Origin of the sequence: Psychrobacter sp. APC 3281 (genome assembly GCF_030407815.1) — a bacterium.
In the GTDB taxonomy this organism is placed as follows: domain Bacteria; phylum Pseudomonadota; class Gammaproteobacteria; order Pseudomonadales; family Moraxellaceae; genus Psychrobacter.
The window spans coordinates 14,598-28,014 of sequence record NZ_JASDCS010000011.1 but is presented as its reverse complement, the minus strand read 5'-3'; the positions used below and the strand labels follow the sequence as shown (position 1 = coordinate 28,014).

Here is a 13,417-nt window from a genome sequence, read left to right as displayed (position 1 = left end):
GAACCTATAACGCAAAATCATATAATATTCAATATATGACATATAATAATATACAAAACTTTTACCAAAAGTTAAAGCTCATATTTCATTAATATGATTGTCTAATTAGTGGTTTATTCGTAAGCTCTTAATGTTAATCACTTTTCCCTTTACTCCGCCGACACCGCTCCGAACAATAAATCACCTGAACCCAGTCCTTTTCCCACTTCTTACGCCACGTAAATGGGCGCTGGCAGACAGAGCAGGTTTTTTGCGGTAGATTTACTTTTTTATGTGCCATGAGCTGCCCCCTTGTGCCGTATATCTAATATCTATGGTTAATGTTCACTGCCTACTTATCTTCTTTTTGATGATCCAGTCCTTCGTACTTTTTAACACGGCGACATTGGTCGGAGCAATAGACCATGCTCTCCCAGTTTTTATCGAGCTTCTTAGTCCAGCTAAACTCGCGCTCGCAGACAGGGCAGAGTTTTTTGCGGACGTTCTTTTTTTTGTGCGCCATACGTTTTTATCCTCAGACTTATCTTACTTTTGAATTAAATATTAGAATTTCAATATGCGTTTAATACATTAACGACCCCATATCGGTGAGCGAACTACTCCATCATTTTGGCCGCTAATAGCATAGCTGGTATTGCCTGACAGCGAATGTATAACCAGGCTACCACCATTTTGGCCTGCTGCTTGCCCGCCCACATTCAAGCGGCGAGTTGGATAGATGGCATAATTGCCAGAGGGAGATAGACGTGCAGGCTCATCAAGCCCTGTTTCTGCTAAGTTAACCACTTGTCCAGTCGTCAAGGTCATGACAGCCGCCTTGCGACCATTTAAGTAGGCCATACGCTGACCATCTAAGCTAAGCTGAGGGCTGGCCACATACCCATTTGTTGACACAGGTGTCGCATTGCCCGTAGCGAAGTCATAACGATAAATACGGGGCCGTCCAGCACGGACTTTATCACTGGTATAGACAAAGCTTTTGCCATCGGCAGCATAACTGGGCTGTACCTCTGTACTCGGCAGAGTCGTTAACTGCTGAGTATGACCATCACTCAGACGCATCTTATAGATATCAGCATTACCACCGACAGTAGAGCTATAGAGCAAATCTTGACCATCGGGTGAAAATGACGCTGACATATTGCTGCCTTCAGCATTTACCACTAGATTGCGCGTATTGCTACTACGATCATAAATATAAATTTTAGGATGCTCACGCGGGGCTTGTTTGCTATAGGCAAGCAGTTGTCCGTCTGCCGACCACGCTGGCGCATAGATATAGCCATTAAGCTGATCGATTAACTGACGATCGCTACCGTCAGGACGGATACTATAGAGTGACGATACTTTTGCCGTACCTGCGCCCTGCTCTTCTATGTAGGCAATGTATCCTCGGCGATCAATCACTGGCATACGTGCAGTCAGCGGACTGGTCTCAACTGTACTGATTGGCTTTTTTATTGAGCTATTAGGTAATGTCTGACAGCCAGTGAGGACGGTAACTATAGCTATCGTAGTAATGACTTTTATGGTTTCAAACATAGCGTGGTATCCAATAGATCCTAATGATAAAAGTATTGTGAATAATTAAAAAACTATCGTCACTGTTGCCGACTCAACGCCATAGCTAGTATCTTACGATATCAAAGGTATTATAGGGTTATTGCTCTAGTGTAGCCTAAACTGAGTCAAACTTTGGATAAAAAAATGCCCCACTTGATAGCGAGGCATTTTGCGTTTCAAGAAGAGTAGCTTTAAATGAGCAATTTTAAACGAGTAGTTTTAGACAAATAATTTTAATTGTTTAAACTCACGAACCAGTCAAATTGTTTACTCAATCATTAAGCTATTTTGTAACGGCTTTAAAATAAGCAACTTGATCATCATTTTTGATTGTCAAAATAGGCACATTGTTGGCATTCTTACTAAGGCTATATTTACCTTTTACAGTGGCTAATGCAGCAGTATCAAAGCTGGCTTGCGGTTCAGGACATGCCATCATAGTACTGATGCCGCTTTTAATCTCGACTTCACCGTTTTCGACACTGTATCCAGCGCCCATGTTATTACAGGTATTCATAAATGCCACGTAATCTCTACCGTTATCATTCATAAAATTTAACGTTAACGGCTTGGCTGGGTCAAAAAACAGCTGCGTTACTTCATCACCATTGCTACGTTTGGCATCAACGAGCTGCCAGTTGTGCGCTTGCAAGATATCTGCAGTGATTGGCTGACTGACTGGCGCAGGTAAACTCGTCGTCTGGCAACCCGCAGCAAACGTACCAACCGCCAACGTCGCGACCATCATTACTTTACTCATGTTTTTCATATCAACTCCTCGCTTTATTGCATCCGATACTTTTACTAAACACACTATCTGCATGAGCCATCAGCGCTAACAGACAAACTATAAGCTCTAATAGACATAGTAAAAGCTCAGATTTATTATGATTCATTTATTGTTTTATTTAATGCTCTAAACAATGACAATATTGTGCATGACTCACAGAGAGGTGTCATCATAAACTGGGTAGTTATTCAGAATGCATTTTGTACTACTTTGCAAATATCTAGCTACTTGCTCTTGCCAGTAGCTAAATGAGCTGCTAACTACCATCTGCTAACTATATCCATCCGTATCAACGATGGTTATTAATGGTTATTGACGACAACTATTAACGGTAGCTAGTGACGGTAATCATGGAGTATTGACAGCTTGCTGTCGTTGCAATGCCGCATAACCATCTAGACGCTTACGCTCAGTGTCATTAAATAGTTGCTGTTCAAGCTGATTGATTTGAATTTGCGCTTGGGCGGCATCGACACCTTGACTTAATAAGCGATTTTTTTGAGTTTCATACTGGGTGAAGCGTTGGTCAAAATTCGCGTCTTCTTGATCTATTTGTGCCAGTCTTTCTGCTGCTGGTGCGCCTACTAGCTCTCGGCGCATATTATATAACTCCTCAGGCGTTGCACCACGAGCTTTCATCTGTTCAGTGCGAGTCATCAACTCGCTAATATTGGCCTGTTGCATGATATTGGCTTTAGTAGCATTATCTGGCAATCGACTGATATAGTCCTGACGGGCAGCTTGTTTTTGTACGTCAGACATCTGCTTGTTTTGGTCAATTCTGACCATCTCTATACTATAGTTATCGTAGTCATCCTCTGCACCAAAAAATGCTGTGATGGTTTGCTTATCAAAGTACTGCTGACGTAGATTAGCGATATCTTGTTTTTGCTGGGCAACTGCGTTCAAATCCAGCTCGCCACTTTTGGTTGCCTGTAATTGCAGATTACCATAGCGCTTTTCTATCTCAGGAAGTGCTTTAAGATAAGCAACATATTGATTAAAAATAGTGACCGCTTGGCTAGCGGCAGGCTCTGGTGTGTGATGGCGAATATAACTCTCCACACGGGCAAATATAACCGCATCTTCTTCCTCACCTAGGGCGGATAAAAAATAATCAAACAAACGCCGCAGACCTTCAGTGACGACCAACTGTTTATTTTCATCGATAATGATTTCACCATCAATTTGGGTGCCCTTTAATGAGCGTGGTAAATTTTCTAATCCTGTGACAAATTGAGACTGGCTGGGTGTCATTGTCGCTTTCACGACTTGTCCCGCAGCCAGCTCAGTTGTCACTGACTCGTTAGTCTCATTATCAGAGACCGACGGTTTGGTTGAAGTTGAATTTACATCGTTACTAGGCTTGAACCACAAAATAACCGCCGCTGTGGCAATGATAACCACGGCGATGATAGCAATTGTTGCATAGGTTGGACGGCGGTTATTCGACATAAACGATATTTCTCAATTAATGAGCATTCTTGTTTTGCATTATTTTGCATTTCGGCTTATAGGTTGGCGTTTTTCAGACGGTTTACCTGAGTACGATAGATAGATTTTGGCTCAGACTCTCCCCATGCCGTCAGACCCAAGACTTGATCAGCGGAATCCAAATGGTTCATTCTATAATTATCACGAATCACATAGCCAAGACGACTTGAGCAAGCAGATACCAATCCATCATTAGACTCCCCTGCAAACGGTACGCCCGTTGCGGCTAATAGGTAATCGCTAGGATCAAGTGCGCTCGTTATTTGCCCGACGCCGCTAAACGAATAGTACTTGATGCCATTGACCGCCGTACTAGTCGGTTGACCACAATAGTTTTTTGGCATTGCTGCAGGAAATTTGGCATTGAACTTAGCAGCACCATCGGTCGATAGAGCCACGAGCGCTTGCCAGCCATCTTGTTGTTGAATTTGATTGAAACTGATACCAGAACCAATATCTGTAAAGCCACCAATCAGATTAAACACGCCTGATACTAGCTGGGTGGTGACATTAGATGGCTGTCCAGAAGTATTATTTGGCTCAAGGACATTTTTAACAAAATCAGCGGTTTTTGATCCTTGCTCTGGGCTTGATACCGCAGTTACTGAAGCCACGTACTTTGGCGCGACGCCAGCGACATAACGGATATCTATACCGCCCTGACTGTGTCCAAATAAGTTGACTTTAGATTCGCCTGAAATGGCGGCAATGGTCTTGACCTGTTGTAGCAGTTGCTCACCTCGCACTTCGCTATTATTGACCGCTGATGTTTTGGTGGTATATACCTCGGAGCCACCTTTCATCAAGTCTTCTGGAATCCCGTTAAAATAATCAATGACTCCAAATAGCGTTGTGAAGCCGCCAAGCCCATGTGCCAAGACGACTGGATATTGAGTTTCAGTGTAACTAGAAGTGAAGTATTTACTGTCCACCAACTTGCAACCGTTAGCATTGGCACAATTATAGTATTGTCCTGCAGCTTGAGCAGAAGTGGTTTGCATGGTCATTAGAAGCACACCAGCACTGATTGAACCTAGTATTGGTAACAATGTCTTTGGTGTGAGAGCTGCACGAATGTACAAAGAAAGCGTCATAACAACATCCTTGTTATCATTGATTTGGTTATTTTTACTGCACAACTACAGTAAAAATTGCTGCTAATTCCGTTAGCAGGCAAAATTACATTACTTATATATTCTGCAACATTCAACTAATTTGTCAAAATATGAATATATTAGTCTGACTAATGAGTCATATAAGCTCTCACCGTGCTGTAAAGCAATTATTATCAATGATAATGATAGGTTCACTATCACTTAACGTAAAAGTGTCACTAGTACGTTTATGGTATAATCTATCCACAACGAACCCATAATTATAAGATATACGATGATGACTAAAAAATCCCTTATCCAGTCTCCAGAAGCCATAGAAAAAATGCGTGTGGCCGGTAAACTCGCTAGTGATGTCCTTGTCATGCTCGACGAGCATGTCAAAGTGGGCGTCAGTACCGAAGCACTCAATCAGATCGCCCATGACTATATTGTTAATGTGCAACAGGCTATCCCTGCCCCACTTAACTATAATGGTTTTCCAAAATCTATCTGTACCTCAGTCAACCATGTTGTCTGTCACGGTATCCCAACTGAAAGCAAGCTGCTAAAAGATGGCGATATTATCAATATCGACGTGACTGTCATTAAAGACGGTTACTATGGCGACACCTCAAAAATGTGGATTGTCGGTAACGGCTCTATCATGGCACAGCGTATTTGCAAAGTGGCACAAGATGCTCTTTATGCGGGTATGAGCGTGGTCAAAAACGGTGCTCGTCTCGGTGATGTCGGCGCTGCTATTCAGGCCGTTGTCGAGCCTGAGCGCTTCAGTATCGTTCGCGAGTTCTGTGGTCATGGTATCAGTGATGAATTCCACCACGAGCCACAAGTCATGCACTATGGCAAAAAAGGCACTGGCTTTGAGCTAAAAACAGGTATGACGTTTACCATCGAGCCTATGATTAACCAAGGCACGTGGCAAACTAAGATCTTGCCTGATGAGTGGACAGCGATTACTAAAGACCGCAAATTGTCTGCTCAATGGGAGCACACCATGGTCGTAACAGACAATGGTTGTGAGGTATTTACCACTCGCCCCGAAGAAGATTTAAGTTTTTTGACGCAGTAGTACAATCAAAGATCGCTTAGGCGGTCTTTTTTTTGGTCTTTAATTAGGGCATATTGAGTATTGTGCTTATAGGCGCTTTGTCTTTATACTCAGATCACCTAATAACTTCTATTAATATATTTAGCAGCATCTTTATTAATAGTTGCTATTCGTGACTTTTATTAGCCATCAGCACATTAGATGCCCAATAGCGCTCAGCTCAAACGTTCTATTTCTAAACTCTTAACTGGATAACACTCATGTTTAATTGTGATATCGCCTCTGTTGATTTGACGCCTTTACCGATACTACCAAGTGAGGTGGCGACAGACTCATCCCCACTGTCAGCCAAAAATGTGACAGACAAAAACCTACTTGGCATTCCTGAATGGTTGGCTCAGATCAACGACGATATCAGCCGCTCACTAGAACGTGGTACTAATATTCGCCAACTGGTTGCAGCACGTGCTTGCGCTATCGACAGCCTATTGATTGCGTTGTTTAAATGGTTTGAGTTAGATAAGACTGATTTGGCATTTTTTGCGACTGGTGGCTACGGGCGCGGTGAGCTATCGCTCTATTCAGACATCGATATTTTGCTACTGTCTCCTGGTGAAATAGGTGCTGATGCCAGTAGTAAAATCGACAAACTGGTCGCTCTACTATGGGATATAGGACTAGAGCCTGCACTTTCTGTACGTAGTGTCAATGATGCGCTAGAGGCTGCGCTTGACCATACGATTGCCAGTGCTCAGCTAGAGGCTCGACTCCTAATCGGCAACGAAACATTGCAAGACATGCCTGCTCAAATCGTCAACAAACAGTGGTCTCCTCGCGCCTTTTTTGATGTAAAAATGGAAGAATCCAAAGCGCGTTATTTGCAGCACAATGCCACCGAATACAACCTTGAACCCAATATCAAAACAGCACCAGGCGGGCTACGTGATATCCATATCATCGGCTGGGTCACCAAGCGTTATTTTCGCGTGAGCAAGCTATATGATTTGGTGCAACAGAACTTTTTGACCGAAAAAGAATTTGATGAGTTAAGCTTTGCCGAAGGGTATCTATGGCAAATTCGACATTACTTACATGTACTGACTGGCCGTAATGAAAACAAGCTGTTGTTTGATTATCAGCGTGAGATTGCTCAGCTAATGGGCTACGAGACCCAGCCTGATGACCAGCCTAATGCTGCGGTCGAACGGTTTATGCGTGACTATTATCGCTGTGCGATGCAGATATCAACACTGTCTGAGATGCTGACCAATCATTATTATGAAACGATCATAGAGCCGCAGCTGCCTGACGATGAACGTCCAAAAAAACAGCCTATAAATGCGCGATTCAACCGTATTGGCAACCAGATTGCCATTGCGCATCATCGAGTTTTTGCACAGCACCCAGATTCTATCTTAGAGATGTTCTTATTGATGGGTCAGCATGGCATCGATAAAGTTCGCACCCATACCCTGCGCGCACTCAAAATTGCCGCACGAGGCATCGATCAGATATATAGAGACAACCCTACTCACAAAGCGTTGTTTTTATCGAATCTAAAAGAACAAAACTACCTATTCCATCGTCTACGTACCATGAATCGCTATGGAGTATTGGGTAACTACATTCCTGCTTTTGCGCAAGTCACTGGCCTCATGCAATATGACTTGTTCCATCGTTATACGGTAGATGCGCATACCTTATTTTTGATTAGAATTTTGCACCGATTTACAGATCCGACCTTTCACGAAGAGTTTCCACTGGTCAGCTCTATCTTTCAGCGTATCGAGCGTAAAGAGATTTTGGTACTGGCAGCGATGTTCCATGATATTGCTAAAGGCCGTGGCGGTGACCATAGTGAGCTTGGTCAAACAGAATCGATTGAGTTTTGCTTATCGCATGGTATGAGCTTGGCTGATGCGAACTTAGTAGGCTGGCTCACGCGCTATCACCTTCTTATGTCGATTACTGCACAGAAAAAAGATATCTCAGACCCTGAAGTGGTGACTATTTTCTCTGATCTCATCGGTAATGTGACTCATCTAAACCATCTGTATGTACTGACGGTGGCTGATATGAATGCGACCAACCCACAGCTATGGAACAGCTGGCGGGCAACCCTCATGAAACAGCTATACTCACAAACTCGGCGCATCTTGCGCGCTGATATCGATGCGCCCACTAATCGTCAAGATATGATTAGTGCCACACGTAAGCAAGCGTTGACGATGCTAGATAATGTCAATAACCAACATATGAACCGCGATGAAGTATTGCGTCTGTGGGACGACTTGGGCGATGAGTATTTCTTGCGAGAGATTGCAGAAGATATCTTATGGCATACCGAAGCTATTTTGAATCACCCACCGATTGGGCTTGCTTCTAATGCTGATAGTCCACCGTTGGTCGTTTTGCGTGAACATCGCGAATTGGCACTTGATGCAGTACAGGTATTTGTTTATACCCAAGATCAGATGAACCTATTTGCCGTTACCATGGCAGTATTTGATCAGATGAATCTTGATGTTTTAGATGCACGCATTATCACAGCGACCCGAGACTTTGCTTTGGATTCTTATGTCTTGCTAGATCCTAGTGGCACATTGCTGGTTGATGAAGACAGTCAACAAGAGCTAAAACAACGCTTAATTGACTCGTTCAAAGACCCTACCGTACTTAAACTGACGAACAAGCGTATGCCGCGTCAGTTAAAACACTTTGAAGTAAAAACGGTGATTAACTTCGAATTCAATGAAGCATCAGATCAGCACATCTTGAGCTTAGAAACGCTTGATCAGCCAGGGCTATTGGCGCGAGTTGGGCAAGTGTTTTTGCAAGAGCAAATCGAAGTACATGCTGCGCGTATTACTACTCTAGGTGAGCGTGCTGAGGATATGTTTTATATCAGTGATCAAAACGATAAGCCACTATCACCTGATAGACTTGAAGCATTAAAGGCAGCGCTATTAGCCAGTCTTACCGTTCAGAAAGAGCATAATAGCGTAATGTATTTTTGATACGGCTAGATAGTTTTGATTAGCCATTATTTTGAATATTAACTAGCAAAAGTAGTCTGATAGTCATCATAGAAGTACGTTTTATAGCGTACTTCTATAAGTTATCTCGCTGGCATGTTCGTTCAGTTCATCATCAGCAAGCTCTGGCGGCAAAACACCTACTTCAGGTGGCTGCTGCTCCATGATTAATCGTCCAGCATCGACTTCTTTTTGTAGCAAACATTGCAGGCTTGCTAGGTGAAACTGTCCATCTAGATAATCGTCTAACGCTTCTAAAGAAATAGGCGACTTGGCATGTACATCAGGATACAGACTATCCTCTGCCAAAATAATCATCTCATTGAGCGCTTCTTCGCCCATCAGCTCATCGTTGTCTATCTTGCGCTGTAGTTTATTTGCCAACTGGCCTTTAGCAGCAAGTGTACTGACAAAAAATATAGTCTGCATCACAAACAAAGAGACGTATTGCCATAGCGGTAATGAGATGCCAAATATATTATTGAGCAGCATCAAGGCCATGGCCACTACCACGTAGCCGACCAATTGCCACAACAGCCACATAATTAGGCTGTTTTCACCATACCAAAACATTTTCTTTTCTTGACGTTCGATCAGTTGCTGGCGCGCTTGCCACCAGCTCTGTTCACGCTCTTTGAGCAGCTTATACAGGTTCGAGCGCTGCAAACTGTTATCAAGTTTTTCATTATTGATATCTTTAGCGATGAGATCATCATTATTTAGCACACTAGACATATCAAACTATCCTTAAAACGATCTACCACTTTTGTGAATAGTCATTTTCTATATTGTTATAGGTTATAAATTATGAAATGTTCAAAAGACTTTTGAGCGACTACCTATTTGGTAGTCATATGATGAATAGCTTACGCTTGGTAAATGCCTACTCACGATATAAGAAGAAAAGGACAAAAAATTAGAGAAGTGCTACACTGCTCTAATGTAAATTTTCTTTATAACTTTATTATTAATTGTCTATTATAGTTATCACACTTATGAATCACAACTTAAAGCATCTACATCCTTATCCATTTGCAAAGATGGCAACCTTGCTTGGCGATAGCAAGCCTGCCAACGGTTACAGTGAAATAAAGCTCGGTATTGGTGAGCCAAAACACGAGCCACCTGCATTTGTGCTGGACGTCCTACGCGAAAACTTGGACAAAATAAGTCGTTATCCAACTACAAACGGTATGTTTGAGCTACGTCAAACCATCGCCCACTGGTTAGAGAAGCGGTTTTTTCTAAATCATGTCGATGCCAATACTCAAGTATTACCCGTGATGGGCACACGAGAAGCGATTTTTAGTTTTGTACAAGCGGTCGTTGATCATGATGTAGCTGACACAGAGAGCAATGCTCCAGCGTCTAACACATCGCCTACGGTTGTCATGCCCAACCCGTTTTATCAGATATATGAAGGTGCGGCGATACTGGCACAGGCAACACCTTACTTTGTCCCTTGTACATCAGATAATGACTACAAAGGTGACTATCGCGCGGTACCAAAAGACGTTTGGACTCGTACGCAGCTATTGTTTGTTTGTAGTCCAAACAATCCAACAGGCTCAGTCATGACAATGGATGATTGGGAATACCTCATTCGTCTATCAGATCAGTACGGTTTTATTATTGCCAGTGACGAGTGTTATAGCGAGCTGTATTTTGATACAGCACCGATTGGATTGCTCCAAGCTTGTGCTGCTCTCGGTCGCCGTGATTTCAAAAACTGTATCGTGTTCCACTCTCTATCCAAACGTTCAAACTTACCGGGTTTGCGCTCTGGATTTGTGGCTGGTGATGCCAAAATTTTGCAGGCTTATTTGCAATATCGTACTTACCAAGGTTGTGCGATGCCGATACCTCATCAGCTGGCCTCTATCGCTGCGTGGCAAGACGAAAAACACGTCGCTCATAATCGAGCGCTATACCAAGAGAAGTTTGCCCTATGGATGTCTGAGCTTGGGGAATTGCTAGAGTTACGCATGCCTGATGCTGGATTTTACTTCTGGGTCAAAGTACCTGAGCAGTTCGGCGGTGATGATGAAATTTTTGTCAAAGCGCTGTATGAGCAAGCCAATATTCATGCATTGGCAGGACGTTATTTGTCACGTGAAGTTGATGGTCATAATCCTGGACAAGGTTATGTGCGTATCGCTCTGGTCGCGAGCGTCGATGAGAGCCGAGAAGCAATCAGTCGTATCCGAAAATTATTAGGTGCTTAAAGCTAATTAGAAAAATCTAATGTAGCTGGGATAAATATCGCTATATTAAAAAGCCTCCAATAACCCTATTTATATTATGGTTATTGGAGGCTTTTTGTTTTATTAATGCTATAGTAAAGTCTCTACCGAAAATATGCCATCAAGGATGATGCCATGCCCCATCTTGACTTTAGCCAACCGCCCTTTGATGTATTGAGCTTAGCTGAGCGTCAAAGCATTAGAAAAAACACCCAGATACGCTACCTTGCCAAAAATGAAAGCTTGCCTGCAGAAGAACTGCAATGTCTATATGTGGTCATCAAAGGGCAGATCGAGCAATCACTAGATGGTGAATTTGTCGCGTCCTATGTAGGGAGCAATCACGCTGACGGTCTGAACAATAATGATTGGTTTGATAGTCGCCGCCTGCCTGAATCACTTGCCAAGGATAATCAGCTAGAGCCTGAAAGTACGCCTATACAGCCTTATCAATTCCGAGCTAATGAAGAGACGTTACTGCTCCAAGTCGCTGGCACCGCTATTGATAAAATCAGCGCGCAAAATCATTTGGTACGCCAAATGCTATCAGACAAACTGCCTGAACGATTAAAAGCATTGCGCCAACGACGTCATAATAAAACGCTAGATCCTGCCAGCTATACCAACCAACAAGAAGTACAGCAAATTATGCTGCAGCCAGTGATAGATGTTCATCTATTACCAGTACATATCGTCGATGCCAATGATAGCTTGTACGAAGCGGCCCGTATCATGACTAAAGCTGGATTAAAACATGTGCTAGTCCGACCGCTACATGGCTTAGATAGTTTGGATGACTTACAACTAGATGATTTAGGTGGCTCACGAACAGCGCAACATGAGACAGGATTACTCTTAGGGATTTTGACCGATACTGATATTTGTCGCGCGGTAAGTGACAGACAAGATCCTGCCACTACTCCTTGCCAGCGCTATGCAAACTTTAATCTGCGCACCATCAAAGCCACTGATGAGATTGGCGATGCGCTACTGACCATGACTCGCTACCGGATTCATAGACTGCCAGTCATTGATAAGAGTGGCGATGTCGTCGGTGTGCTTGGGCAAAGCGATATGCTCGCTCACATTGGCCATCATTCACAGCTCATTAGTATTCAAATCGAACAGGCACAGGACTTATCAAGCCTAGATACCGCTGTTGAGCTGATCGGTCGCTATATTCGAGCACAGCATCACAATGGTGTCAAAATCGGCAATATCAGTCGTATGGTACAGACGCTAAATGCGCAGGTATTTACCAAGCTATGGCAGCTAATCGTACCTGATGAAGTGGTGGCCAATACCTGCCTTATCGTTATGGGTTCAGAAGGGCGCGGTGAGCAAATCATGCGTACCGATCAAGACAACGCGCTCATCATTCGTGATGGCTATACACACCTTGATTTAGCACAGTTTGCTGATACTTTTAATAGCCATTTAGCAACGCTTGGCTACCCACTGTGTGATGGCAATATCATGATGACCAATCCTATGTGGCGACAACCGCTCAAGCAATTCACTGCGCAAATTGGCCTATGGTTTAGTAACTCCGACCCAATGCATGGTATTTACTTGTCTGCGATACTAGATGGTGAATACGTCTGCGGCGATGAGTCACTGCTTACTCAAGTACGTCAGCATTTAAAGCTTGCTCATAGCCAGGCAGACCCTATGTTTGTCAGGCAGTTTGCCCGGGCAGCGCTACAGTTTGGCGATGTTAATCAATGGTGGCAAAAGTTTGTACCTTTACTAGGTGGCAAATCAGCATCGTCCGACATTGACCTAAAAAAAGCCGGTATCTTTCCCTTAGTCCATGGTATCCGCACTTTAGCATTAGAAAATAATGTGCTCGATGTGCCTAGTACCAAGGCGCGTTTAAAGTCCTTGGTACAGGTTAGTGCTATGACCCAAGAGCGCGCCGATACTTTGCTTGAAGCATTAGAGTTTTTTATGGCGCAGCGCTTATCTGTGGCGCTCTCAACCGACGATAAGCATGCACGGCAAGTGGATCCAACGACTTTGACTGCGCTTGAACGTGACCTGCTAAAAGAGTGTCTAGCCGTAGTCAAAAGCTTTAAGAATCAATTGCGTCAACACTATCAACTAGAAATCGCATAAATGTGGCCGTC

11 protein-coding genes are annotated in these 13,417 nt (G+C 43.3%); 4 read left to right on the top strand and 7 right to left on the bottom strand.

The annotated features are described in order from the left end of the window. Positions 1-133: 133 nt before the first annotated feature. The 6 genes from QL886_RS10635 to QL886_RS10610 form a co-directional block, all read right to left on the bottom strand. Positions 134-280 (bottom strand): DUF2256 domain-containing protein, encoded by a 147-nt coding sequence (locus tag QL886_RS10635; protein WP_290178701.1) that lies wholly within the window; start codon positions 278-280, stop codon positions 134-136. Positions 281-331: 51 nt separating this feature from the next. Beyond that, positions 332-502 (bottom strand): DUF2256 domain-containing protein, encoded by a 171-nt coding sequence (locus QL886_RS10630; RefSeq protein ID WP_010196547.1) that lies wholly within the window; start codon positions 500-502, stop codon positions 332-334. Positions 503-570: 68 nt separating this feature from the next. Beyond that, a complete protein-coding gene (locus QL886_RS10625) occupies positions 571-1,542 on the bottom strand; it encodes a Xaa-Pro aminopeptidase (RefSeq protein ID WP_290178700.1) in 972 nt (323 codons plus the stop codon). Positions 1,543-1,846: 304 nt separating this feature from the next. Beyond that, positions 1,847-2,332: an META domain-containing protein gene (locus tag QL886_RS10620; RefSeq protein ID WP_290178698.1), complete on the bottom strand. Its 486-nt coding sequence runs from the start codon at positions 2,330-2,332 to the stop codon at positions 1,847-1,849. A gap of 369 nt (positions 2,333-2,701) precedes the next feature. Further along, positions 2,702-3,808 carry a lipase secretion chaperone gene (locus tag QL886_RS10615; RefSeq protein ID WP_290178697.1) on the bottom strand — a complete coding sequence of 369 codons (1,107 nt, stop codon included), beginning with the start codon at positions 3,806-3,808 and terminating at the stop codon, positions 2,702-2,704. A 56-nt stretch (positions 3,809-3,864) separates the two neighbouring features. Next, positions 3,865-4,941, bottom strand: a complete 1,077-nt coding sequence (locus QL886_RS10610) for a triacylglycerol lipase (protein ID WP_290178696.1) — start codon at positions 4,939-4,941, stop codon at positions 3,865-3,867. 295 nt (positions 4,942-5,236) lie between these two features. Between QL886_RS10610 and map the strand changes: the two genes are divergently transcribed. Further along, entirely contained in the window at positions 5,237-6,031 is a 795-nt protein-coding gene (map, locus tag QL886_RS10605) for a type I methionyl aminopeptidase (RefSeq protein WP_101204961.1), read from the top strand. 239 nt (positions 6,032-6,270) lie between these two features. Beyond that, positions 6,271-9,027 carry a [protein-PII] uridylyltransferase gene (gene glnD, locus QL886_RS10600; RefSeq protein ID WP_290178695.1) on the top strand — a complete coding sequence of 919 codons (2,757 nt, stop codon included), beginning with the start codon at positions 6,271-6,273 and terminating at the stop codon, positions 9,025-9,027. A gap of 81 nt (positions 9,028-9,108) precedes the next feature. Here the strand turns inward: glnD and QL886_RS10595 are convergent, their stop codons facing one another. Then, entirely contained in the window at positions 9,109-9,780 is a 672-nt protein-coding gene (locus tag QL886_RS10595) for a hypothetical protein (RefSeq protein WP_290178694.1), read from the bottom strand. Positions 9,781-10,040: 260 nt separating this feature from the next. On the opposite strand from QL886_RS10595, the gene dapC reads away from it, so the two are divergent. Together dapC and QL886_RS10585 are read left to right on the top strand one after the other, a co-directional pair. After that, the gene (gene dapC / locus QL886_RS10590) at positions 10,041-11,270 is read left to right on the top strand and encodes a succinyldiaminopimelate transaminase (protein ID WP_290178692.1); all 1,230 of its coding nucleotides are present in this window, start codon (positions 10,041-10,043) and stop codon (positions 11,268-11,270) included. A gap of 153 nt (positions 11,271-11,423) precedes the next feature. Next, positions 11,424-13,406 carry a DUF294 nucleotidyltransferase-like domain-containing protein gene (locus QL886_RS10585; protein WP_290178690.1) on the top strand — a complete coding sequence of 661 codons (1,983 nt, stop codon included), beginning with the start codon at positions 11,424-11,426 and terminating at the stop codon, positions 13,404-13,406. Positions 13,407-13,417 lie beyond the last annotated feature (11 nt).